This window comes from Streptomyces scabiei 87.22 (assembly GCF_000091305.1).
Taxonomy (GTDB): domain Bacteria; phylum Actinomycetota; class Actinomycetes; order Streptomycetales; family Streptomycetaceae; genus Streptomyces; species Streptomyces scabiei.
Genome location: NC_013929.1, coordinates 8,143,712 through 8,166,334 on the forward strand (window position 1 = coordinate 8,143,712; position 22,623 = coordinate 8,166,334).

Genomic DNA, 22,623 nt, shown 5'->3' on the forward strand with positions numbered 1-22,623 from the left:
TCCTCCAGGGGCTGTGCCCCTTCGACCCCCTTGCGCCATCGGGGATGGGGGGTGGGGTGCGGTGGCGAGTGCGGGTGGGCGGGGGGTCCTCGCGCAGTTCCCCGCGCCCCTTGCGGGGCGGGTCAGGTGTTGTCCGGGGTCAGGATGATCAGGGGGGTGCCTGGGGACACTTGAGTGCCCGGGGTGGTCAGGACGCTGTCGATCACGCCGTCCGCGGGGGAGGGGACACGGGACTCCATCTTCATCGCCTCCAGGGTCAGCAGGGGCTGGCCGGCGCTCACCCGGTCGCCCGGGCGTACGTTCACCTGCCAGACGGAGGCGCTGAACTCGGCCTCGACCAGGTGGCCGCCCTCGGGGACCGGGATCCGCGCCGGAGCGGCCGGAGGCGTGGACGCCGTCTCCGCCCGGGTGAACTCGCCGGCCTCCTCCCAGGCCGCCCGCTCCGCCGCGAAGGCCGTCTGCTGCCGGGCCCTGAACTCGGCTATGGAGTCGGCGTGTTCGGCGAGGAAGGTCTGGTACTCGGCCAGCGAGAACGTGCCGGGCTCCACTCGTGGGACGAAGCGGCCGGAGACGATGTCCTCGCGCAGGGACAGGAGTTCGTCGGCGTCCACCGGGTACCACCGGATCCGGTCGAAGAAGCGCAGCAGCCACGGGGAGCCGGGCTCGAAGGCGCCGCGCTGCTGCCAGGGGGACCAGACCTGGGTGGTGCGGCCGACGAACTGGTAGCCGCCGGGGCCCTCCATGCCGTAGACGCAGAGATACGCGCCGCCGATGCCGACCGAGTTCTCCGCCGTCCAGGTGCGGGCCGGGTTGTACTTCGTCGTCACCAGGCGGTGGCGGGGGTCCAGCGGCGTGGCGACCGGGGCGCCCAGATAGACGTCACCGAGGCCCAGGACCAGGTACTCCGCGGCGAACACCGTGTCGTGGACGTCGGCCGTCGAGGCCAGGCCGTTGACGCGCCGGATGAACTCGATGTTCCAGGGGCACCAGGGCGCGTCGTCGCGGACCCCCGCCATGTAGCGGGCGATGGCCTCACGGGTCGCCGGGTCGTCCCAGGACAGGGGGAGGTGGATCGTGCGGGACGGGACGACGAGCCGGTCCGTAGAGGGGAGGGACGCCACGACCTTGCGGACCGCGGTGAGGAGCCCGTGCTGGGGCAGGACGGCCGGGTCCGTCCGGATCTGCAGGGAGCGGATGCCGGGGGTGAGATCCGTGACGCCGTCGAGGGCCGCGCCGCCGACCGCCTCCATCAGGGCGTGCACCCGCATCCGCAGGGCGAGGTCGAGCTGCATGGGCCCGAACTCGACGAGGAGGTTGTCGTCGCCGCTGCGCCGGTACGTCACGTCGCCGTCGCGGGCCAGGACGCCGCCGTCGACGATCGCCGGGCGGGGCGAGGTGTCGTCGGCGACCGGGAGGAAGCGGACCGTGTCGCCCGGGCGCAGCTGGCCCAGCTTCCAGCGCTCGGTGGACAGGACCGTGGCCGGGCAGACGAAGCCGCCGAGGGAGGGGCCGTCGGGGCCCAAGAGGACCGGCATGTCGCCGGTGTAGTCGACGGCGCCGACCGAGTACGGGGTGTCGTGGATGTTGGAGGGGTGCAGGCCCGCCTCGCCGCCGTCGGCGCGGGCCCAGCGGGGCTTGGGGCCGACCAGGCGCACGCCGGTGCGGGCCGAGTTGAAGTGGACCGTCCAGTCGGCCGTGTAGAACTCGTGGATGTCCTCCTCGGTGAAGAACTCCGGTGCCGCGTGCGGGCCTTCGAGGGCGGCGACCCGCCAGGCGGAGGTGAGGGACGGGCGGTCCCGCGGCGGGACCGGGCGGCCCTCGGCCGTGGCCTCGCCGCCGTGCAGCACGTCGCCGGTGCGCAGCGCCCGGCCGCCGTGGCCGCCGAAGCGTCCGAGGGTGAAGGTGGCGGCGCTGCCCAGGAACGACGGCACGTCCAGGCCGCCGCCCGCGAACAGCACGTAGGTGCGCAGGCCGTGTTCCGCGGGGGCGCCGACGGTCAGGACGGCTCCGGCGGGCACGGTCACCGGCTCCCACTGCGCGACGGGTGCACCGGCCACGGTCACCTCGGCGGGGGCGCCCGTCACACAGACCGTGGTGGCGTGGGTGAAGCGCAGGGCCGGTCCCTGGAGGGTGCATTCGAGGCCGGGGGCGCCCTCGGGGTTGCCGAGGGCCCGGTTGCCGAGCCGGAACGACAGGTCGTCCATGGGACCGCAGGGCGGGACGCCGACCTGCCAGTGGCCGGTGCGGCCCGGCCAGTCCTGGACGGTGGTGAGGGTGCCGCCGGAGACCACCTCGATCCGGGGGGTCGGGTCGGTCACGCCGGCGAGGGTGGCCGTGGAGTGGGTGGCGTGCCGGACGTCCCGGTCGGCGAGGGCGGCCCGGACCAGGCCCAGGTTGGTCTCGATGCCGTCGATCCGGGTCCCGGCCAGCGCCTCGTCCAGCCGGCGCAGCGCCTCGGTGCGGTCGGAGCCGTGGGCGACGACCTTGGCGAGCAGCGGGTCGTACGCGGTCGTGACCTCGGTGCCGGTCTCCGCCCAGCCGTCGACGCGGACGCCCGGCGGGAACGCGACCCGGGTCAACAGGCCCGCGCTCGGCCGGTGGCCGCGCGAGGGGTCCTCGGCGTAGATCCGGGCCTCTACGGCGTGGCCGCGGGGCTGCGCCGGGGCCCGCACGACCGCGGAGTCGCCGCGGGCCAGGCGCAGCATCCACGCGACGAGGTCGACGTCGTGGATCTCCTCGGTGACGGTGTGCTCGACCTGCAGGCGGGCGTTGACCTCCAGGAAGTACGCCTCCTCGCGGGCGGCGTCGTAGACGAACTCGACGGTTCCGGCGGAGCGGTACTCCACGCTCGCGCACAGGTCGCGGGCGGCGGCGGCCAGTCGTGCGCGCACCCGGTCGGGCAGGCCGGGGGCCGGGGCCTCCTCGACGACCTTCTGGTTGCGGCGCTGCAGGGAGCAGTCGCGGTCGCCGAAGGTGACGACCAGGCCGTCGCCGTCGCCGAAGACCTGCACCTCGACGTGGCGGGCCCGTTCGACGAGACGTTCGAGGTAGACGCCGGCGGAGGAGAAGGAGGCGGCGGCGACGCGCTGCACCCGCTCCCACGCCTCGGTCAGTTCGGCGGCGGACCGGCAGGCGGACATGCCGATGCCGCCGCCCCCGCCGGTGGCCTTGAGCATCACCGGGTAGCCGAGGGCGGAGGCACGGTCGAGGGCGTCGGCGAGCGAGGGCAGCAGATCGGTGCCCGGCAGGAGAGGGACGCCGGCCGCCTCGGCGGCCGCCCGCGCGGTGTGTTTCGCGCCGAACAGGTCGAGCTGGTCGGGGGTCGGGCCGACGAACACGAGGCCCGCTTCCTCGCAGCGGCGGGCGAAGGCCGCGTCCTCGGAGAGGAAGCCGTAGCCGGGGTGCACCGCTCCGGCCCCGGTGTCCTTGGCGGCCTTGAGGACCAGGTCGGCGTCGAGGTACGACTCCTTCGCGGGTGCCGGGCCGAGCCGTACCGCCTCGTCGGCGAGCCGGACGTGGGCGGCGGCGCGGTCGGCGTCGGAGTACACCGCGACCGTGCGCAGGCCCAGCGCGCGGGCCGTGCGGATGATCCGGACGGCGATCTCGCCGCGGTTGGCGACCAGCAGCGTGTCGAAGCTCATGTGCCCGTCCCGGTGATCGTCATCTGTACGGCCGTCGGGTCGAAGCCGTTGCAGGGGTTGTTGATCTGGGGGCAGTTGGAGACCAGCACCAGCACGTCGCACTCGGCGCGCAGTGTCAGGGCCAGACCGGGGGCGGAGATGCCGTCGACGATGCCGAGGGTGCCGTCCTTCTCGACCGGCACGTTCATGTACCAGTTGACGTTCGACACCAGGTCGCGCTTGCCGAGCCCGTGTTTCGCGCCCTCGGCGAGGAAGTTGTCGACGCAGGCGTGCTGGGACCAGGTGTGGTGACCGTACCGCAGGGTGTTCGACTCCTTGGAGCAGGCGCCGCCGACCGTGTCGTGGCGGCCGACGTCGTCGGCGGTCACGGTCATCAGCGGGGTGTGCTCGTTGGACATCAGCACGCTGCCGGTGGTGAGGAAGATGCCGCCCTGCGCGTGGATCGTGTCGGGCGCGCTGTAGCGGACGGCCGTGTCGTGGGCGTCGTACACGAGGAAGTCGACGGCCTGGTTGCCGTGCAGGTCGGTGAGGGTGAGGGTCTGGCCGGCGCGGATCACCGACGACCAGGCGGCGCGGGCCGGGACCACGGTCCTCGTGCTCATGCGATCCCCCTCGTGGCGAGGAACTCGGCGGTGTTCAGGAAGGCGCGGCGGCCCTCGGGCGTGGCCTCCCAGAGGGGGGCGCCGGGGCGGGTCGGGGCGGCGCGCCACGCGAGCACCTCCAGCGGGGTGCTGACGTACGCGGGGCGCGGGTCGGCCGGGTGCGGCACGTTGGCGATCAGCACGGTCACGTCCTGCTCGGTGCGCAGGGTCACGGCGGCGCCGGGGCCGGCGGAGCCGGTGAAGTCGAGGGTGCCGTCCTCGCGTACCTCCACGCCCTGGAAGAAGGAGAGGGAAGGCGGCAGGTCCCGGGGTTCGAGGCCGTTCTTGGCGGCGGCCAGCTTGAACAGTTCGCGTCCGGCGGGGGAGGGCGACTGCGGGGTGCCGTCCCCGTACCGCTCGGTGTTGCGGACGAGGGTGCTGGTGCCGCACAGCGCGTCGTGCCGGCCCGAGGTGTCCGCGACCACCGACGCGAGGACGCGGCCCTGGTCGGACAGGAGCAGGACGCCCTCGCCCAGGTAGGCGTTCCACTGGACCTTGACGGTGTCGGCGACGTTCAGCCGCTCCCAGGGGCGGTCGGCGTGGTGCAGCAGCAGATGGGCGCACGCGTCGCCGCGGACGTCGGTGAGCCGGAGTTCGGTGCCCCGGGCGAGCACCCTGTGGGTGTAGTTCCCGCCCGCCACCGTCTCCGCCCACACCAGCCGTTCCGCCGCGCAGGGCGGTTCCGGCCAGTGGGCGGCGGGCACCACGGGCATGGCCTCGGCCCGGGCGCCCTCCTGCGCGCGGGCGTGGTCGCGTGCTCCGTACGTCGTCGATGTCGCCATCGGGGGACCTCCGGGTGCGGCGTGGATCTCAGTCATGGATCTCTGTCATGGATGCCCGTCACGGACGTCCGTCATGGATGCCCGTCATGGACGTCCGTCATGGATTTCTGTCGCGCGACAGAAATTAGGCGCCGGGCGGGTCGGCACCATGTCCCGTGCGTTGCGGTGCCGTTACCGAGCCCTCACGGGTGTCCGTCTCACCGGCGGGCCGCGTCCGGTCGCCGGGTCGCGCGGACACCGTGTGCGAGGATCGAACGCATGGGAAGCGCGGGTGGCACCGGTGGGCGGCGGGTCGGCAGGCCCCGGGCCCAGGGGCGGGCGGAGAGCGGTCTGCCGCCCCGCGACGAACTGCTCGCGGCCGCGGCCGAGTTGTTCACGACGCGGGGCTACGCGGCCACCACCACCCGAGCCGTCGCCGAGCGGGCCGGGATGCGGCAGGCGTCCATGTACCACTACGTCTCCGGCAAGGAGGAGCTGCTCGCCGAGCTGCTGGAGTCCACCGTCACCCCCTCGCTCGCGTACGCCCGTGAACTCCTCGCCCGGGACGGCGTCCGTGCCGAGGACCGGCTCCGGGAGCTGTGCCGCGCCGATGTCACCCTCCTGTGCGGCGGCACCCACAATCTCGGTGGTCTGTATCTCCTCCCGGAGGTCCGCGCCGAACGCTTCGCGGGATTCCACGCCGTACGGGCCGAACTGAAGGACGCCTACCGGCAGCTGATCGCGGCCACGGCCGCGGGCGGGGTGCTCGCCAAAGGTGAACTGGAGTTGCGGACGGACCTCGTCTTCGGGCTGATCGAGGGAGTCATCCTCGTCCACCGGTCCGACCCCGACCGGCCCGTCTCGGTCTTTGCCGAGGCAACGGCGGACGCCGCCCTGCGGATCGTCGGCGTCTGAGCGAGGCGTCCCCGGAGGCCCGTTCCCCGGCACCGGTTCACCCTGTCAAGAGGCCGGGCCCGTACGCCCGTACGTCATCACGCACTGTGTGCGAATGATGCCCCAGCGTGTAAATGACCAGAGCGTACTCCTGTCGCGAGGGTGATTTCAGGCGGTTGCTGAATATGACACAGCGATGATCCGGTCGGACTAAGCTCGCCCGCAGCGCACCGAGTTGAGATGTATTCGGGCGCTTGTTCCAAAAAATACCGAAGACGCAGTTTGATTCGCGGATGAACCCGAGCAACCTCCGGCAACTCCCCGCAAGTCACCCGACCATCAGCCGAACCGTCTTTAGAGGGCATACATGGTGAGTGTTCAATCGCCTCCCGGTGGCCGTGAACTTCCCTACGCACGCTTGCTTCCGCTACCGGCGATACTGATGGCCGCGGCGACCGGAACCACCGTCCCGCTGGTGACGGGGCCGGTCCGGCTCGCCGTCGGCTTGTGCGGAGCCGCCGCGACGCTCCTGCTCACCGCGGTCGCCGTCCTCGCGGTGCGCGGCGGCCGTCGCGCGGTCCGGGAACTGCGCGCCGAACAGCAGCGGCGGACCGCGCTCCTCGAACAGCGGATCGCCGCCCACGACCAGGAGTTCACCCGGCTGGGCAAGGAGATCCTGCCCGCCACGCTGTACCGGCTGCGCACCGGAGAATCCCCCTCAGAGGTGATTCGTCACGTCGTCGACGGTGACACCGAGTGGCGCGAACTCCCGGCCTCCCAGCGAGATTTGCTGCGCACCCTGCTCACCATCGTCGACCGCGAGGAAGCGCTGCGGGACTCCTCGCAGCGGTCCTTCGTGAACATCGCCCGCCGCGTCCAGGCGATCGTCCACCAGCAGAACAACGAACTCCGCGAGATGGAGGAGGACCACGGGCGCAACCCCGAGGTCTTCGACGACCTGCTGCGCATCGACCACGGCACCGCCCTGATCGGCCGCCTCGCCGACTCCATCGCCGTCCTCGGCGGCGGCCGCCCCGGCCGCGTCTGGTCCCGGCCCGTCCCGCTGTACAGCGTGCTGCGCGGTGCCATGTCCCGCATCCTGGAGTACCGCCGCATCGAGCTCGACTCGATCGCCAAGGTCAACGTCGACGGTGTGGGCGTCGAGCCCGTCATCCACGCCTGCGCCGAACTCCTGGACAACGCCACCCGCTACTCGCCGCCCCACACCAAGGTGCACGTCACCGCCGTGGAGGTGCAGACCGGCATCGCCATCGAGATCGAGGACGGCGGGATCAGCCTCAGCGAGGAGACCCGCGCCAAGGTCGAGGACATGCTCGCCAAGGCCCAGCAGGGCATCGACATGCAGGAGATGGGCGACACCCCGCGCCTCGGCCTCGCCGTCGTCGGCCGGCTGTCGACCATGTACAACATGCAGATCTCGCTGCGGCCGTCCGCCTACGGCGGTGTCCGCGCCGTCGTCGTCGTACCGCGCAACCTGCTCACCGAGGAGCCCGCCCCCGGCCTCGCCCACGGCATCGGCGCCGGCGCCGTGACGACCATGGACACCGACGGCGTCGAAGGCCCCAACCGCAAGGCCAAGCGCCGCCGCCCGACCACCGGACCGCGCATCCCGAGCTCCGCGGAGGACATGGGCCAGGGCACGGACGACGACGTTCCCGTCGTCACCGAGTGGACGGCCAACGGCCTGCCGCAGCGCCGCAGCCGGAGCAAGATCCCGCTCAGCCAGCGCTACGCCGAGGCCGCCGCCGCGGAGGCCGCGGCCGAGGCCGCCATGGCCGCCGCCCCCGTGTGGCAGGAGCCCGTACCCGAGAAGGAGCAGCCTCCGCCCGGCATGTGGGTCGAGGCGTTCATGGCCGGACTCAAGGGCGACCCCGACCCGAACGCCTTCAGGAACCACCCGGACGACCCGAGGCCGTCCACCGCACGCACCGCGAACACCGAGCCGGCCCGCACCGAGGCCGACGACGAGGGGGACCTCAAGTGATCCAGCAACGGGCCAATTTCGACTGGCTGCTGAAGGATCTGGCCGACGGCGTACCCGGCATCCAGCAGATCGTCGTGCTCTCCGCCGACGGCCTGCGGATCGCCCGCCACGGCGGCGACCCGGACGCCGCCGACCGGGTCGCCGCGGCGTGCGCGGGACTGCAGAGCCTGGCCGGCGCCGTGGCCGGTGAGATCCCGCAGAGCGACGGCCACATGCGGATGGTCATCATCGAGATCAACGGCGGCTACTTCTACATGATGGCCGCCGGCTCCAACGCCTATCTCGCGGTGCTCGCCAACGAGGTCGCCGAACCCGGACTGATGAGCAACCGCATGCGCGACCTCGTCGACCGCATCGGCTCCCACCTCACCAGTCCGCCCCGGCGGAACGGCCAGACCGTATGACGCCTCCGCGTCGCCAACGGCGCCAGCCCCAGCACGAACCGCCGCCTCCGCCGCCGCCCGAGGACGGTCCCCCGAGCGGGGCGGGGGAGCGCCGGGCCCCCGAGCGGCTCTACATCCTCACCGGCGAGGACGGCGAACGGGCCCCGATCGACCTCGTCACGTTGATCGTGGCGCGCGCCGACCCGCCGCCGTCCGCCGCCCCGGAGCAGTCCGCGCTGCTGCGGATCTGCGAGGCACCTCTGTCCGTGGCCGAGATCTCGGCCTACCTCAACCTGCCGATCAGCGTGGTGACCGTCCTGCTCACCGAGCTGCTGACGGCCGAACTGGTCCAGGCACGCGCACCGGTCGTCCGGCAGGCGCGGGCCGACCGTTCCCTCCTCGAAGCGGTGATGCATGGACTTCAAAAGCTCTGACACCATCACGGGTCCACGGACCGAGGACCACCTGCCGCACACCGCGCAGGCCGCGGCGAAGATCGTGATCGTGGGCGGTTTCGGCGTCGGCAAGACGACCATGGTGGGGTCCGTCAGCGAGATCAGGCCGCTGACGACCGAGGAGACCATGACGCAGGCCGGTGTCGGCGTCGACGACAACTACGGCTCCAAGTCCAAGACGGCCACCACCGTGGCCATGGACTTCGGCCGCATCAGCATCACCGACGAGCTGGTGCTGTACCTGTTCGGCACCCCCGGCCAGGAGCGCTTCTGGTTCCTGTGGAACGGCCTGTTCGAGGGTGCCCTGGGCGCCGTCGTCCTGGTCGACACGCGGCGGCTGGAGGTCAGCTTCGACGTCATGGGCCGCCTGGAGGAGCGGGACGTGCCCTTCGTCGTGGCGGTCAACGACTTCCCCGACGCGCCGCGCTACGCCCTCGACGAACTGCGTCAGGCCCTCGACCTGGCCCCGGAGATCCCGATCATCCGCTGCGACGCGCGCCGCCGGGCGTCCAGCCGGGACGTCCTGATGACCCTCACGACCTTCCTGCACTCCCTGGCGATGTCGGGGGCGGCGTCGGCATGACTCGCGCCCGATCCCCGTACGCCCCGTACATCCCAGGCATCTCTTACGCCCCGTACGAACCGTGCACGCCGTACGCCCCCGGCGGCCTTCCCGACACAGACACCGGATCCACCTCAGCTCGGAGCGATCACCGTGACGCCTGAATCACACTCCCTCACCGGCACGGACGACCCCACCCTCGGGCCGCCCCCCGGCTGCCCCGCCCACGGCACGGGCCCCGGCGGGATCCGCCGCCTCTACGGCCCCGAGGCGGAGGACCTGGGAGCCGTGTACGAGAAGCTCCGCGCGGAGCACGGCCCGGTGGCTCCGGCCCTGCTCCACGACGACGTGCCGATCTGGGTGGTGCTCGGGCACGGGGAGAACATGCACATGGTGAGTACGCCGTCGCAGTACTCCCGAGACACCCGTCTGTGGAACAAGCTCCAGGACGGCACGTTCAAGCCCGACAACCCGCTGATGCCGCACATCGCGTGGCAGCCCATCTGCTGCCACGCCGAGGGCGACGAGCATCTGCGGCTGCGCGGCGCGGTCACCGGGGCCATGTCGACGATCAACTTCCGGGGCATCCGGCGCAGCATCAACCGCTACACCCAGCAACTCGTCAACGAGTTCTGCGAGGAGGGCGAGGCGGATCTGGTCGGCCAGTTCGCCGAGCATCTGCCGATGGCGGTGATGTGCGAGATCCTCGGCATGGCCGAGGAGTACAACGACCAGATCGTGCACGCCGCCCGGGACATGCTCAAGGGCACCGAGACCGCGATCGCCAGCAACGCCTACATCATGGAAGCCCTCATGCGGCTCACCGTGCGCCGCAGGGCCGAGCCGCAGGAGGACTTCACCAGCCACCTGATCAACCACCCGGCGCGGCTCACCGACGAGGAGGTGGGCCAGCACCTGCGGGTCGTGCTCATCGCCGCCTACGAGGCCACCACCAACCTGCTCGCCAACGTGCTGCGCGTGGTGCTGACCAACCCCGGATTCCGTGCCCAGCTGAAGGGCGGCCAGATGACCGTGCCCGAGGCGGTCGAGCAGTCCCTGTGGGACGAGCCGCCGTTCAGCACGCAGCTCGCCTACTTCGCCAAGCAGGACACGGAGCTGGGCGGTCAGCGTGTGCGCAAGGGCGACGGTCTGCTGTTCGGCATCGCGCCCGGCAACGTCGATCCGCGGGTGCGGCCCGACCTCACCGCCAACATGCAGGGCAACCGGTCGCACCTCGCCTTCGGCGGCGGCCCGCACGAGTGCCCCGGCCAGGACACCGGCCGTGCCATCGCCGACGTCGGCGTCGACGCGCTGCTGGCACGTCTCCCCGACATCCGGCTCAACTGCGAGGAGAGCGAACTGCGCTGGCGGGCCTCCATCTCGACCCGGCACCTGGTCAGGCTCCCGGTGCGCTTCGAGCCCAAGGAGCGGGAGGCTCTCGAACTGCGGCCCGTCGGCCGCCCGGTGCCGGCGCAGCGCGAGGGCCGGCAGACCGTCACCCCGGACACCCCGCTCCAGGCCGCCTCCCCCGAGCCCCGGCCGGCGACACCGGCCCCGGATGCGGAACCGAAGGGCCGTCCCGGTCTCCTGCGCCGCGCGCTGCGGTGGTTGAGCGGCCGCTAGGAGATGCCGTCAGGCCTGGTCCTCGGGGCCGGTTCGGCCCACGTCTCGTACGACGACCAGGCCTGCAGCACCCTCCCGCTCACGAACCGGTGGGCGAGCCCCGTGACCGGATCGGTGAACTCCAGCGCGCGTGCCAGCAGTTGCAGCGGGCGCCGGAAGTCGCCGGGCGGCACGGGGTCCCGCACCAGCGGATACAGCGGATCGCCGAGAATCGGCAGGCCCAACGACGCCATGTGCGCCCGCAGCTGGTGTGTCTGCCCGGTGCGGGGCAGCAGCCGGTAACGAGCCGGTCCGCCCGCCCGCCGGTCCAGCAGTTCCACACCGCTCACGGCATTGGGTTCGCCCTCCACCTCGCGGGCCGCCATCACCCCGCGCTCCTTCACGATCCGGCTGCGTACGGTGCACGGCAGGACGACCGACGGGTCGTACGGGGCGACGGCCTCGTACTCCTTGGTGACGAGCCGGTCGCGGAACAGCGACTGGTACGCGCCGCGTTCCCCGGGGCGGACGGTGAACAACACCAGTCCGGCGGTGAGCCGGTCCAGACGGTGGGCGGCGCTCAGCGTGGGCACCGCCAGCTCCCGGCGCAGCCGGGCGAGTGCCGTCTCCGTGATGTGGCTGCCCCGCGGTGTGGTGGCCAGGAAGTGCGGTTTGTCGACGACGACGATGTGGTCGTCGCGGTACACGATGTCCAACGGGAAGGGGACCGGCACCTCGTGCGGGAGGTCCCGGTGGAACCACACCGACATGCCGGGTACGTACGCCCTCTCGCGTGACACCGCGCGTCCGTCGGCGTCCACGATCAGTCCCGCGTCGAGCATGCCGTCGATCACCCCGGCCCCGGCCGCGAGGCGTTCCACGAGGTGATCGCGCACGGTCGCCCACGCGGACCCCTGCGGCAGCCTGACCCGCACGGGGTCGATACCGTCGCGCTGCGGCAGGGGCGCGGGGGGAGCCGGGCTTCTGCGTCTCATCACGATCAAGCGTACGGGGACGGCCGGCCGGAGGGCCGACGGTCCCCGTCACGGTCCCGCGGTCGTGTGCCGTACCGGGTCAGGCGGCGCACCGGTATCGGTCGGTGTCCTCGTGCCAGTGGTAGGAGCCCGCCGCCCAGCCCTGGATGGCACGGGCGTGGCGGAGCACGGCGCGCTGGGTGTGCTGGCTGGTGCGCAGATCGTGCAGTGTTTGCGGAAGGTCCGTCCTGACCGTCTCGTCCAGGGTCCTGACCCGGCCGGTCAGGATGCGGTTGACGAACGAGACCGCCTCATGGAGCGGCAGGCCGTGCAGTTCCTGCGTCACGCGGACGATGTTGTTCCTGGCGACACCCTCACGGACCTCCTTGGGGTAGGACACGATGTCGTTGTGCAGATCGACGGTGTCACGGAACGCGTCGGTCAGGACGCGGAACGAGCGGGTCGCGCGGATGTCCTCGGTGATCTCCCAGCCGAGCGAGTGCTCCATCAGCAGCGCGCTGCAGCCGGCCGCGCCGTAGTCGCGTCGCATCTCCGTCTGCTCTATGACGTCGGGGTACCGCTGTCGTGTGAGGTTCTCCGTCTCCCACAGCGACGCCTGGAGGAACTGCCGTACGGACCTGGTGTAGAGGAACTGCCACGCGAGCGAGGCCGAAGGTGCCGTACGGCGCCACAGGTCCGACAAGGCGTGTTCCAACGGTTCCTTCGGGACCGGTCCCGCGCCGGCGGGGTGTGTCCCGACCGGGAGGAAGTCCATCAGCCGCTCGATGCGGTCCAGGATCTGCTCCCGCTTGCCGAGGGCCTCGCACCAGGGCAGAAAGATGTCGTCCAGGCACCAGATCACGCTGTGCCAGCTGGACAGCAACTCCAGCTCGCGGGCGGAGGTGTGGGGATAGGTCAAGGCCGTGAAGCGGGTGAAGTCCGCCCGGTCGAAGGTTTCGGCACTCCACCCGCCGTGGTGCGATTCGGTGTGCTGCGGCTCGAGTAATCCCATGGAGTGCGCCCAGGCGCGAACGCGCGGACGGACCTCCCGCAGATGAGGGTTCACCCGGGCCTGGAACGGCATGTAGAACGAGGGTATCTGGAAGGTGTCCGCCACGGCTGCCTCCTGTCTGTGACGACTGGCCTCTGCACCGCCCTCTGACCCGGGCCGACGGCGCGCTGCCGCCACCAGGTCCATGAACCACGCGCTGTGCTCCCTGCGCCGCCGCCGCGGCGCCGTGGACTTGCGTACGCTTTCGGGCGGCCGGCGGGAGCCGGTCGGACCGAAACCAGTTGCCTGTGTGCCGGGCGGTGTCGTCGGCCATGATCTTCGAGGCGGCCGACAGACGGTGCAGGGAGTCCGTGGGTCACCATCGCCGCGATCATGCCGTCGGCGACAAGGTCAGGAGACGACCCCACCTTCCTCTGGACGCTCTCCGGGGAATTGACCTTCCAAACCACCATCCGCTGAGCGCTGTCCTGCGTCAACCTCGGCGTACGGCCGTCGGGGCCGAGGAGGCGGTACAAAACGGATTTGTCAACAGTTCGCGTCGCCGTGAGGGCCCTGGAAGGTGGAAACCGGCCAGGCTTCCCCGGTGTCAACGCGCCCCGTCGGCGCACCACTTCGCACCATGCGGTGTGCCGAGGTCGTCCGAAAGGGCGCGCGCGCCCGCGCACGGAGCGGCCCCGCGTCTCACTCCGCCCGGCGCGCCGCCCGTGCCTGGCCGGTGCGGCGGCCGGGGGAGCAGTACGCCTCCGGGACGGGACACGACGACGCAGGGCGGGACTTGACGACGCGGACAGGATTTGACGATGCCGGGCGGGCCGAGCGCTACACCGAGCGCGCCCGGCGGTTCCGGGTCAGGTGATGGAGGAGGCCGGTGGTCACCGTGAGGAGGAGGAACAGGACCGTGAACCACTGGAAGTACCAGTGGCCGCCCGCCGGGTCGTAGACCTCCGCGCGGGGCCAGGCCAGGTTGACGGTCATGAAGAGGCCGTAGAGCACGGCGAGGGCGTTGACGGGGATGCCCCAGCGGCCGAGGGAGAACAGGGGGCGGCCGGTCTCGTCCGTGCCGGGGGAGGGGAAGGTGCCCTTCAGACGCCGGATCAGCAGCGGGCCGGTGACCATCGCGTACGCCAGGTACAGCATCACGATGCAGGTGGTGCCGATCGCCAGGAACGCCTCCGGCGAGGCGAGGTCGAGGAGCAGCAGGGCGGCGGCGAGGACGCCGACGACCAGGGCGGGGGCGGTCGGCATGCCCGTGCGCGGGTTGACCTCGGCGAGCCGCGCGGCGAACGGGAGGCGGCCGTCGCGGGCCATCGAGAAGAGCATGCGGCCGGCCGACGTCTGGATCGCGAGCGTGGCCACGGCGATCGCCACCACCACGTCGGCGAGCAGCAGCCGCCCCACTCCGTCACCGAGACTGCTGGTCAGGACGTAGCTCAGACCGTCCACGCCCAGACGGCCGTCGGTCAGGCTGGGCGCGGCGAGCAGACCGGCCAGCACGAGGAGGCCGCCGAGCAGACCGGCCGCGCCGAGCGCCGTGAGGATCGTGCGGGGCGCCACCCGGCGGGGGTGATGGGTCTCCTCGCTCATCTCGCCCGCGCTGTCGAAGCCGATCATCACGTACGCGGCCGTGAACGAGCCGACCAGCAGGGCGCCGAGGAGGTCGGTGCCCTCTCCGGCCGTGTGGAAGGTGATGCCGGGGGAGCGCTCGGAGTGGGTGAGGAGGAGGACGACGATCAGGATCGCGCCGATGATCTCCGCGGTCACGCCGACCCGGTTGATCACGGACAGCACCCGGTTGTCGAGGATGTTCACGAACGTGGTGAGGGCCAGCAGGATCACCCCCAGCACGGCAGCGTTGGCCGCGCCCGTCGCCGTGGTGGGCGCGGGGTCGCCGCCCACGATCTGGAAGCCCGGCCAGATGGCGGGCATCACCATCTGCAGCGCCAGCGCGGCCGCCGCGACCACCACGATCTGTCCGATCACCATGATCCAGCCGGCGAACCAGCCGAAGGTCGGGTTCGACAGCCGGGACGACCACTGGTAGATCGCGCCCGATATCGGGTAACGCGCGGCCAGTTCCGCGAAGCAGGCGGCCACCAGCAACTGGCCGACCAGGACGGCGGGCCAGGTCCAGAAGAAGACCGGGCCGCCGAACGCGTAGCCGAAGGCGAAGAACTGGAAGACGGTCGTCAGGACGGAGATGAAGGAGAAGCCGGCGGCGAACGAGGCGTACCTGCCCAGGCTGCGGTGCAGTTCCTGGCGGTAGCCGAACTCGTTCAGGGAGGCGTCGTCGGGGGAGCGGGGCGGCTCCGGGCGGACGTCGGGGGCGGTGCTCGTCATGGCGGCAACCTGCTTTCGCACGAGCGGCGCGAGCCTTCGCGCACGAGCGGCGCGAATTCCTGTCGGGCGACAGAAATTAGGGGAGACCTGTGTCGCGCGTGTCACACGACCGTGTCCGCAGGGGGCCCAAATCCTCACGCCCGCGCCGGGGCGCGCGCCGCACCGTCGGGGGCGCCCGCCGCACCATCGGGGCCGCGTGCATCGCCGTCAGGGGTGTCGCGATGTCGTGCGAGGATCCCCGGATGACGCACGCGCCGCTCCCCCACCGCCTCCTCCCGGGCGCGCCCGAATCGCCCGTGCTGCTGCACGTGCCGCACAGCTCACGGGTCGTCCCGGCCGAGGTACGGGCCGAGATCGTGCTCGACGACGCCGCGCTGGAGCGGGAGTTGGACCACATCACCGACGCGTACACGGACCGGATCGCCGAGCGGGCCGCCGGGCGGTCGCTCGCGCGGCCCTGGAGGTTCGTCAACGGGCTGTCCCGGCTGGTGGTCGACCCCGAGCGCTTCCCGGACGAGCGTGAGGAGATGCTGGCGGTGGGGATGGGGGCCGTCTACACGCGGACCACACACAAGGAACCCCTTCGCGAACCGGGGTACGACGGGCGGCCGCTCGTCGAGCGCTGCTTCCGTCCCTACGCCGACGCCGTGACCGCCGCGGTGACCGGCCGGCTGGAGGCCGTGGGCCGGGCCGTGGTCGTCGACGTCCACTCGTATCCGAGTGAGCCGCTGCCCTACGAGCTGCACGGCGACGGCCCCCGCCCGCCTGTCTGTCTGGGCACCGATCCCTTCCACACTCCGGCGGATGTGCTGGCCGCCGCCGAGGAGGCGTTCGCCGGCTTCGGCGGCACGGGTGTCGACAGCCCGTTCGCGGGCACGTACGTCCCGCTGAAGTACTACGGGAAGGATCCGCGGGTGAGCGCGCTGATGATCGAGATCCGGCGCGACGTCTACATGGCCGAGCCGGGCGGGGCGGCGGGGCCGGGGGTCGGGGCGCTGGGGGATGCGCTGGCCGTGCTGGTGGACGTGCTCACGAACGGCTGAGGGCGCCCAGGGCCGTCGCACACCTCGACGGTCACCCGCGCGGCCCTGCCGCCCGCGTCGCCAGGGCAGGGCAGGACAGGACAAGGCGGGGCGGTCGGGCGGTCGGTCGGTCCCGCACGGTTCCGGGGCCGCCGGTGTCGTGTGCGGGTCCCGTGGGACGCGGCGGTCGCCGGGCCCGGGGGTCACGCCGTCGGCGTGCCCTCCTGTTCCGCCTCCACCCGTGCGTTCCACTCCTTCTTCGACGCCTGCCAGCCGTCCTCGTCGTGGCCGAGCCGCCAGTAGCCGGAGATCGACAAGTCCTCGCGGGGGACGCTGAGTTCGACGCGGAGCAGGCGGCGCAGTTCCTTCACGAAGCCCGCCTCGCCGTGCACGAAGGCGTGCATCCGGCCCTCGGGGAACCTGAGCGCGCGCACGGCCTCGACCAGCGCCGCGCCGACGGGACGGTCGCCGCGGTGCAGCCAGACGACGTCCACATCGGAGTTGATCTTCTGCTCCTCCTCGGGGCCCGCGACCTCGACGATCGCGTGGGCGCGGGCGCCGTCGGGGAGGGCCTCCAGGGACGCGCCGATCGCGGGCAGGGCGCTCTCGTCGCCGACGAGCAGGTGCCAGTCCGCCTCCGGGTTGGGCGCGTAGGCGCCACCGGGGCCGAGGAAACGGATCAGCTCGCCCGGCCGGACACGGGTGGCCCAGGGGCCGGCGATGCCCTCGTCGCCGTGGAGCACGAAGTCGAGGGTCAGCTCGCCCAGCTCGCGGTCCCAGGCGCGCACGGTGTACGTCCGGGTCACGGGCCACTGCTCCCGGGGGAACTCCGCGCGGATCCGCTCGAGGTCGAACGGCTCCGGGTAGGTGACACCCTCGGGGCCGAACAGGAGCTTCACGTAGTGATCCGTGCTGCCGCGCGGTGAGAACTCGGCGAGGCCGTCGCCACCGAGTACGACGCGCTGCATGTGCGGGGTGAGCCGCTCGGTGCGGACGACTCGCGCGGAGTGGGGCTTCGGGGTCCTGCGTACCGGACGCTCTGCCATGACGGCCTCCCTGGCTAAGGCTTGCCTAAGTTAGCATCTCCCCCTCGTTGAAGCCTCACGCACGTGGCGTGTGCGAGGACTTCACGAGGTGAATCGCGCCTCAGAGTCCTCACCACCGAAGTGCCCCCAACCCTCCGGCGTACGCCCCAGCTGCGGGACGCGCGCCTATGCCTGCAGCGTACCGAGCAGCCGCTGCAGTGATCCGCCGAGCCCCCAGCGCTCCGCGAGAGCCTCCAGCGCCGCGGGGTCCTTCGGTGCGTGCGGCAGGGCCGTGTCGACGTCCGGCAGGGGGACGTCCGCCGCCACCAGGACCACCTTGGGCGCCACCGCGACATAGGGGCGCGCCTCGTCGAGCCTCTTGCGCTGCGACGGCGTGAGCTTCGCCGCCGGATCGTCGACCGCCGCCATGATCCCGGCCAGGTCGCCGAACTGGTCGAGCAGCTTGGCCGCCGTCTTCTCGCCGATGCCCGGCACGCCGGGCAGCCCGTCGCTCGGGTCGCCGCGCAGCAGGGCCAGATCCGCGTACCCGCGCCCGACGACTCCGTACTTCTCGCGCAGCCACGCCTCGTCGGTCAGCTGCAGGGTGCCCACGCCCTTCAGCGGGTACAGCACCCGCACCTCGCGCGCGTCGTCGACCAGCTGGTACAGGTCGCGGTCGCCGGTGACGATGTCGACGGGGTCCTTCGCGAGGGCGGTGAAGGTGCCGATCACGTCGTCCGCCTCGTATCCGGCGACGCCCACGCGCGCGATGCCGAGGGCGTCCAGGACCGCCTCGATCACCGGCACCTGCGGCGACAGGGTGTCCGGGACCTGCTCCTCGTCCGGTCCGGCCTCGTGCTCCTCGGCGACGCGGTGCGCCTTGTAGGAGGGGATCAGGTCGACCCGCCACTGCGGCCGCCAGTCCGCGTCCGTGCACGCCACCAGGTCCGTCGGCCGGTGGTCCTTGACCAGGCGGTCGATGAATTCGAGCAGCCCGCGCACGGCGTTCACCGGGGTGCCGTCCGGGGCCTTCACGGATTCCGGCACCCCGAAGTAGGCGCGGAAGTACAGCGAGGCGGTGTCGAGAAGCATCAGGCGTCGGGTCACGCCCCGCATCATGCCGTACACCACCGACACCCGGCTCCCGGCGCAACCGGCACGCACCGGCCGGGCACCCCCGGCGACGCGGGGGGCCGGGCGCGCGCGCCGGCTGCGACGGCCGCCGTGCGCCGCCGGGCGCCGCCCTGCGCTGCCGTGCGCGGTCGCCCCGAACGGACCGGCGTGGTTCCGTACAGGAGTACGGGAAAGATCCGGACAACCCTTCAGGGGCCCCGGCCGCCCCGGTTCGGGCGCCCCTTCATGCAGGTGGGATGGGTCGTATGCGGACCGTCAACTGCGTTGCCCGGTGGGCGACTTCACGGCCGGAGGAGAGAGCGGGCGGCCCGGCGGACCGTGTCGTGGCTGCACGGGACGGTTCCGGCGGGCGCGGGAGTGCGTGCCACCGGTCCGGTGACGGGATGTACCGGCGCGGCGACCCGGCGCGGTCGCCGAGCCGGCGCCCGCTTCCCCGTGGAAGCCCGAGAGGTCCGGGAAAACCCGGGCGGGACGGTGACGGGGCTGGCGCGAAGTGTGAGCATGGACCCTCCGCCCGTGCACGGGGATGTGGCGGGCGCGTGAAACGGTTTGCCGAACATGCGTAGGGTGCAGAGAACTCCTCAGGAGAAGTGCTCCCGACGAGTGCCGGACGGGTGGACATCCGTCACCGGACCAGTGAGCGCTCGCGAGCCCGGCGGTGGGCGTCCGTGAGCCGACCGACGAGCTGAGGAGGGAGCCGGAGCGATGGGCGACCACAAAGAACAGCCCCTTCGGGTGGGCGCGGCCGTCCGGCGGCGGCGTCGGGCACAGCAGCTCACCCTCGCCGCCGTGGCCGAGCGCAGCGGTCTGTCGGTCCCCTTCCTCAGCCAGGTCGAGAACGAGCGGGCGCGGCCCAGCAGGCCCTCCCTGGAGCGCATCGCCGACGCCCTCGGCACCACCGCCGTCGAACTCCTCGCCGCGGCCGACCCGGCGTGCAGCGTCGACGTCGTACGGGCGGCCGACGAGGACGGTTTCACGCCCCCCGATTCCTACGCGCGCTCCCTGGTGCGCGGTCATCACCAGCTGCACGCCATGGAGTTCACCGGCGACCACGACGAGGGCCGCGAGGTCCAGCACCGCAACGACGAACTGATGTACGTCGTCGACGGCGCGGTCGAGGTCGAGGCCGAGGGCCGTGCCCACCGCCTCGGCCGCGGCGACACGCTGTACATGTCCGGTGGCGTACGGCATCGCTGGCGGGCCACGGAACCGGAGACCCGGGTGGTCGTGGTGGCCGTCGCGGACCACATCGAGGCTTTGGAAGACCGTCACCGCCGGGGCTCGTGAGGCCGGCGTGCGCTCCGTGTCCCGTGTCGTCTCCCTCGTCCCGTCGCTGACGGAGGCCGTCGCCGCCTCGCTGCCCGGCGTGCTGGTCGGCGCCACCGACTGGTGCGCCCACCCGGGTGATCTCGACGTCGTACGCATCGGCGGCACCAAGAACCCGAAGACCGATGTCATCGCCCGCCTCGGCCCCGACCTGGTGATCGCCAACGAGGAGGAGAACCGCGAGCCCGATCTCGCCGCCCTGCGGGAGGCGGGTGTGGAGGTCCTCGTCACCGAGGTGCGCGACGTGCCGGGCGCCTTCCGCGAACTGGACCGGGTGCTGCGGGCCTGCGGAGCCCGTTCCCGGCCGGGCTGGCTGGACGCGGCGGAGTCGGCGTGGTCCGCGCCGCCGGACGCGGTGGCCGGTGCCGGCCCTCGTGCGACCGCCGTGGTGCCCGTCTGGCGGCGGCCCTGGATGGTCCTCGGCCGGGACACCTTCGCCGGCGACGTGCTCGCACGCCTCGGTGTGGACCACCTGTACGCCGGGCACGCGGAGCGTTATCCCCGGGTCCCCGTCGAGGAACTGCGGGCCGCCGCGCCGGACGTCGTGGTCCTGCCGGACGAGCCGTACCGCTTCACCGCCGACGACGGACCCGAGGCGTTCCCCGGAGTGCCGTGCGCCCTGGTCAGCGGACGCCACCTCACCTGGTACGGGCCGTCGCTGGCCGAGGCTCCGCGGGTGCTGGGCGCGGCGCTGCGAGCAGCCCGCCGCTGACCAGTCCGCGCACGGTGCCCACGGCCGCCGTCGCCCACGCCGCCAGCAGCAGCGCGTACAGCGCCACTGCGAGGACGTCCAGGGCGACGAGCCCGGTGAGCCGGGCCAGCCCCCGCGCGCCGGTCGCACAGGTGCCCACCGGGAAGGTGAGGGCCCACCACGCCAGGGAGAAGCCCATGCCCCGCCGCAGGGCGCGCACGACCATCGCCCCGGCCAGCGCGAGCCAGAGCATCGCGAAGCCCAGGACGGGCACCCCATAGAGGACGGCGAACGCGGTGAGGCCGTGCGGGTACGGGGCCGGTACGGCGCCGGGGGCCGCGTCGGCGAGGTGGGCGACGGCGGTGGCCGACTGCCCGAGCGGGCCGAGGACCAGGAACAGGCTCGGTGTGAGAGCGAGCGGCAGCGGCCCCGCCGTGATCAGCCGGCCGAACACCAGCGGCAGCACGAGCAGGGTGGCCAGCAGGCTCAGCCCGAACAGGGCGAGACAGCCGAGCAGCAGAGTCTGCCGCGCCTGACCGGCCGGCAGGTACGGGACCAGCAGCGGGCCGAGTGCGGCGGACACCATGGGCGCGACCAGGGGGAGAAGAAGGACGGGGGTGATCCCGGCCGGGTCGATCCGGTGCCGGACGATCATCAGATACGGCACCACGGCGGCGGCCGCCAGACCCGTGACCGTGCCGGCGCCGAAGAGGACCACGTCCAGCGCGAGGGCCGCCCGGACCCCGATCCAGTCCCGGCCGACGACGAGGGCGCCGGCGCCGACGGCGAGCAGGGCCATGGACAGGCAGCCGTGGAAGGGAGCCACGGCCGGGTCGAGGAGGTGGGCGCGGGCCTGGTCACGGTGGTGGGTCCAGTGCAGCGCGCGGGCGCCGAGCACGGTGACCAGGGCGAGGAGCGCGAGCGCCCACACGGCCGCGCAGGCCGTCCGCAGGCCAGGGAGGTCCAGGGGAAGCCCGGCGCCGGCGGAGGCCACGATCGCGGTGCCCATGACCGGGGCGTACCAGTGGGGGCCGAGGTGGCGGAGGGCGGAGTAGCGGGGGCGTGCGCCGAGGCGTGTGCCGGAGTGGGGCGCGGAGGGGTGTGTCGTGGAGGGGCGGGTGGACCGGGCTGGGCGGACTGCGGTGGCCATGTGCCGAGCGTCGCGAAGTCCGGCGGGGCCCACCAGGGAGTCCCGTTGTATGGGGACATAAGCTGGGGTTATGAGCGAGCGTGAGGGTCGGGGCGGGCTGGCCCATCGGGTGCCGGATCTCGGGGCCCTCGAACTGCTGCTGGCCGTGGCCCGGCTGGGCTCGCTGGGGCGGGCGGCGCGGGAGCTGGGCATCACCCAGCCCGCCGCCAGCAGCCGGATCCGCTCGATGGAACGGCAGCTGGGCGTCGCCCTCGTCGACCGGTCGCCGCGCGGGTCCCGGCTCACCGACGCGGGGGCGCTCGTGACGGACTGGGCCCGGCGGATCGTGGAGGCGGCCGAGGCGTTCGACGCCGGCGCGCAGGCGCTGCGGGACCGGCGCGACTCCCGGCTGCGGGTGGCGGCGAGCATGACGATCGCCGAGTACCTGCTGCCCGGCTGGCTCCTCGCGCTGCGCGCCGCCCGCCCCGACACGGCGGTGTCGCTCCTCGCGGGCAACTCGACCGTCGTCGCGGAGCGGCTGCTCGCCGACGAGGCCGACCTGGGGTTCGTGGAGGGGCCCACGGTGCCGGCCGGACTGGACGCGGCCGTGATCGCGCACGACCACCTGATCGTCGTGACCGCGCCAGGCCATCCGTGGGCCCGCCGCCGCAAGCCCGTGGAGGCGGCCGAACTGGCCGCCACGCCGCTGATCCTCCGGGAGAAGGGTTCCGGGACCCGGCAGGTCCTGGAGGGGGCGCTCGGCAGCCTCGCGCGCCCCCTGATCGAGCTGTCCTCCACCACGGCGGTCAAGTCCTCCGCGTTGAGCGGCGCCGGACCCGCGGTCCTGAGCGAGCTGGCCCTCGGCGAGGAACTCTCCGCCCGCCGTCTGGTCCCCATCCCCGTCCACGGCGTACGCCTGCGACGATCCCTCCGCGCGGTCTGGCCCACCGGCCACCGCCCCACGGGCCCGGCCCGGGACCTCCTGAGCCTGACCCGCGCACCCGCGGCCGACTGAGGCCGGCAGGCGCC

Annotated in this window: 20 protein-coding genes; 10 read left to right on the plus strand and 10 right to left on the minus strand. The window is 72.7% G+C overall.

Translation table 11 applies throughout. From position 1 onward, the window contains the following. Positions 1-122 precede the first annotated feature (122 nt). Genes SCAB_RS35240 through SCAB_RS35250 form a run of 3 tightly spaced genes read right to left on the minus strand, consistent with a single transcriptional unit; the run spans position 123 to position 5,064 of the window. Positions 123-3,641, minus strand: coding sequence for a 5-oxoprolinase/urea amidolyase family protein (locus tag SCAB_RS35240; protein WP_013004889.1), 3,519 nt, complete (start codon positions 3,639-3,641; stop codon positions 123-125). Then, positions 3,638-4,243, minus strand: coding sequence for an urea amidolyase associated protein UAAP2 (locus SCAB_RS35245; RefSeq protein WP_013004890.1), 606 nt, complete (start codon positions 4,241-4,243; stop codon positions 3,638-3,640). The genes SCAB_RS35240 and SCAB_RS35245 overlap by 4 nt, the downstream gene beginning before the upstream one ends. Next, positions 4,240-5,064, minus strand: coding sequence for an urea amidolyase associated protein UAAP1 (locus SCAB_RS35250; protein WP_013004891.1), 825 nt, complete (start codon positions 5,062-5,064; stop codon positions 4,240-4,242). Before SCAB_RS35250 ends, SCAB_RS35245 begins: the two co-directional genes overlap by 4 nt. Before the next feature lie 258 nt (positions 5,065-5,322). Between SCAB_RS35250 and SCAB_RS35255 the strand changes: the two genes are divergently transcribed. From SCAB_RS35255 to SCAB_RS35280, 6 genes are all read left to right on the plus strand, one after another. Next, a complete protein-coding gene (locus tag SCAB_RS35255) occupies positions 5,323-5,958 on the plus strand; it encodes a TetR/AcrR family transcriptional regulator (RefSeq protein WP_013004892.1) in 636 nt (211 codons plus the stop codon). A 346-nt stretch (positions 5,959-6,304) separates the two neighbouring features. Continuing rightward, positions 6,305-7,942, plus strand: coding sequence for a sensor histidine kinase (locus SCAB_RS35260; RefSeq protein ID WP_013004893.1), 1,638 nt, complete (start codon positions 6,305-6,307; stop codon positions 7,940-7,942). After that, complete coding sequence (locus SCAB_RS35265) at positions 7,939-8,346, plus strand: roadblock/LC7 domain-containing protein (RefSeq protein ID WP_013004894.1); 408 nt, start codon at positions 7,939-7,941, stop codon at positions 8,344-8,346. The genes SCAB_RS35260 and SCAB_RS35265 overlap by 4 nt, the downstream gene beginning before the upstream one ends. Continuing rightward, positions 8,343-8,759, plus strand: coding sequence for a DUF742 domain-containing protein (locus tag SCAB_RS35270; RefSeq protein WP_013004895.1), 417 nt, complete (start codon positions 8,343-8,345; stop codon positions 8,757-8,759). Before SCAB_RS35265 ends, SCAB_RS35270 begins: the two co-directional genes overlap by 4 nt. After that, entirely contained in the window at positions 8,740-9,363 is a 624-nt protein-coding gene (locus tag SCAB_RS35275; RefSeq protein WP_013004896.1) for a GTP-binding protein, read from the plus strand. The genes SCAB_RS35270 and SCAB_RS35275 overlap by 20 nt, the downstream gene beginning before the upstream one ends. Before the next feature lie 132 nt (positions 9,364-9,495). Next, a complete protein-coding gene (locus tag SCAB_RS35280; protein ID WP_013004897.1) occupies positions 9,496-10,965 on the plus strand; it encodes a cytochrome P450 in 1,470 nt (489 codons plus the stop codon). Here SCAB_RS35280 and SCAB_RS35285 read toward each other — a convergent pair. The 4 genes from SCAB_RS35285 to SCAB_RS35295 form a co-directional block, all read right to left on the minus strand. Then, positions 10,962-11,939, minus strand: a complete 978-nt coding sequence (locus tag SCAB_RS35285) for a pseudouridine synthase (protein WP_078580366.1) — start codon at positions 11,937-11,939, stop codon at positions 10,962-10,964. The two genes, SCAB_RS35280 and SCAB_RS35285, sit on opposite strands and share 4 nt — an antisense overlap. 79 nt (positions 11,940-12,018) lie before the next feature. Beyond that, positions 12,019-13,035, minus strand: a complete 1,017-nt coding sequence (locus SCAB_RS35290) for a terpene synthase family protein (protein ID WP_013004899.1) — start codon at positions 13,033-13,035, stop codon at positions 12,019-12,021. Further along, positions 12,981-13,595 carry a DUF6192 family protein gene (locus tag SCAB_RS49460; protein WP_408054977.1) on the minus strand — a complete coding sequence of 205 codons (615 nt, stop codon included), beginning with the start codon at positions 13,593-13,595 and terminating at the stop codon, positions 12,981-12,983. The genes SCAB_RS35290 and SCAB_RS49460 overlap by 55 nt, the downstream gene beginning before the upstream one ends. 154 nt (positions 13,596-13,749) lie before the next feature. Further along, positions 13,750-15,267 carry an amino acid permease gene (locus SCAB_RS35295; protein WP_013004900.1) on the minus strand — a complete coding sequence of 506 codons (1,518 nt, stop codon included), beginning with the start codon at positions 15,265-15,267 and terminating at the stop codon, positions 13,750-13,752. A 242-nt stretch (positions 15,268-15,509) separates the two neighbouring features. Here SCAB_RS35295 and SCAB_RS35300 point away from each other — a divergent pair, with 242 nt between their 5' ends. Further along, a complete protein-coding gene (locus tag SCAB_RS35300) occupies positions 15,510-16,310 on the plus strand; it encodes an N-formylglutamate amidohydrolase (RefSeq protein WP_037725601.1) in 801 nt (266 codons plus the stop codon). Between the two features lie 182 nt (positions 16,311-16,492). On the opposite strand, the gene SCAB_RS35305 is transcribed toward SCAB_RS35300, so the two are convergent. Then, a complete protein-coding gene (locus tag SCAB_RS35305) occupies positions 16,493-17,335 on the minus strand; it encodes a siderophore-interacting protein (RefSeq protein ID WP_013004902.1) in 843 nt (280 codons plus the stop codon). A 165-nt stretch (positions 17,336-17,500) separates the two neighbouring features. Next, positions 17,501-18,430 carry a 5'-3' exonuclease gene (locus SCAB_RS35310; protein WP_231885295.1) on the minus strand — a complete coding sequence of 310 codons (930 nt, stop codon included), beginning with the start codon at positions 18,428-18,430 and terminating at the stop codon, positions 17,501-17,503. 723 nt (positions 18,431-19,153) lie between these two features. Between SCAB_RS35310 and SCAB_RS35315 the strand changes: the two genes are divergently transcribed. Together SCAB_RS35315 and SCAB_RS35320 are read left to right on the plus strand one after the other, a co-directional pair. Beyond that, a complete protein-coding gene (locus tag SCAB_RS35315; protein ID WP_013004904.1) occupies positions 19,154-19,735 on the plus strand; it encodes a helix-turn-helix domain-containing protein in 582 nt (193 codons plus the stop codon). A gap of 7 nt (positions 19,736-19,742) precedes the next feature. Next, positions 19,743-20,486: a helical backbone metal receptor gene (locus tag SCAB_RS35320; protein WP_037725602.1), complete on the plus strand. Its 744-nt coding sequence runs from the start codon at positions 19,743-19,745 to the stop codon at positions 20,484-20,486. On the opposite strand, the gene SCAB_RS35325 is transcribed toward SCAB_RS35320, so the two are convergent. Continuing rightward, positions 20,413-21,615 (minus strand): TDT family transporter, encoded by a 1,203-nt coding sequence (locus tag SCAB_RS35325; protein WP_041670023.1) that lies wholly within the window; start codon positions 21,613-21,615, stop codon positions 20,413-20,415. The two genes, SCAB_RS35320 and SCAB_RS35325, sit on opposite strands and share 74 nt — an antisense overlap. A 70-nt stretch (positions 21,616-21,685) precedes the next feature. Between SCAB_RS35325 and SCAB_RS35330 the strand changes: the two genes are divergently transcribed. Further along, positions 21,686-22,609: a LysR family transcriptional regulator gene (locus tag SCAB_RS35330; protein WP_013004906.1), complete on the plus strand. Its 924-nt coding sequence runs from the start codon at positions 21,686-21,688 to the stop codon at positions 22,607-22,609. Positions 22,610-22,623: the final 14 nt, after the last annotated feature.

What these genes read in the sequence shown, in the direction of transcription:
- SCAB_RS35240 (WP_013004889.1), bottom strand. Translation starts at nt 3,641, where the DNA reads ATGAGCTTCGACACGCTGCTGGTCGCCAACCGCGGCGAGATCGCCGTC.
- SCAB_RS35245 (WP_013004890.1), bottom strand. Translation starts at nt 4,243, where the DNA reads ATGAGCACGAGGACCGTGGTCCCGGCCCGCGCCGCCTGGTCGTCGGTG.
- SCAB_RS35250 (WP_013004891.1), bottom strand. Translation starts at nt 5,064, where the DNA reads ATGGCGACATCGACGACGTACGGAGCACGCGACCACGCCCGCGCGCAG.
- SCAB_RS35255 (WP_013004892.1), top strand. Translation starts at nt 5,323, where the DNA reads ATGGGAAGCGCGGGTGGCACCGGTGGGCGGCGGGTCGGCAGGCCCCGG.
- SCAB_RS35260 (WP_013004893.1), top strand. Translation starts at nt 6,305, where the DNA reads ATGGTGAGTGTTCAATCGCCTCCCGGTGGCCGTGAACTTCCCTACGCA.
- SCAB_RS35270 (WP_013004895.1), top strand. Translation starts at nt 8,343, where the DNA reads ATGACGCCTCCGCGTCGCCAACGGCGCCAGCCCCAGCACGAACCGCCG.
- SCAB_RS35275 (WP_013004896.1), top strand. Translation starts at nt 8,740, where the DNA reads ATGGACTTCAAAAGCTCTGACACCATCACGGGTCCACGGACCGAGGAC.
- SCAB_RS35285 (WP_078580366.1), bottom strand. Translation starts at nt 11,939, where the DNA reads ATGAGACGCAGAAGCCCGGCTCCCCCCGCGCCCCTGCCGCAGCGCGAC.
- SCAB_RS35295 (WP_013004900.1), bottom strand. Translation starts at nt 15,267, where the DNA reads ATGACGAGCACCGCCCCCGACGTCCGCCCGGAGCCGCCCCGCTCCCCC.
- SCAB_RS35300 (WP_037725601.1), top strand. Translation starts at nt 15,510, where the DNA reads ATGACGCACGCGCCGCTCCCCCACCGCCTCCTCCCGGGCGCGCCCGAA.
- SCAB_RS35305 (WP_013004902.1), bottom strand. Translation starts at nt 17,335, where the DNA reads ATGGCAGAGCGTCCGGTACGCAGGACCCCGAAGCCCCACTCCGCGCGA.
- SCAB_RS35310 (WP_231885295.1), bottom strand. Translation starts at nt 18,430, where the DNA reads ATGCGGGGCGTGACCCGACGCCTGATGCTTCTCGACACCGCCTCGCTG.
- SCAB_RS35315 (WP_013004904.1), top strand. Translation starts at nt 19,154, where the DNA reads ATGGGCGACCACAAAGAACAGCCCCTTCGGGTGGGCGCGGCCGTCCGG.
- SCAB_RS35325 (WP_041670023.1), bottom strand. Translation starts at nt 21,615, where the DNA reads ATGGCCACCGCAGTCCGCCCAGCCCGGTCCACCCGCCCCTCCACGACA.
- SCAB_RS35330 (WP_013004906.1), top strand. Translation starts at nt 21,686, where the DNA reads ATGAGCGAGCGTGAGGGTCGGGGCGGGCTGGCCCATCGGGTGCCGGAT.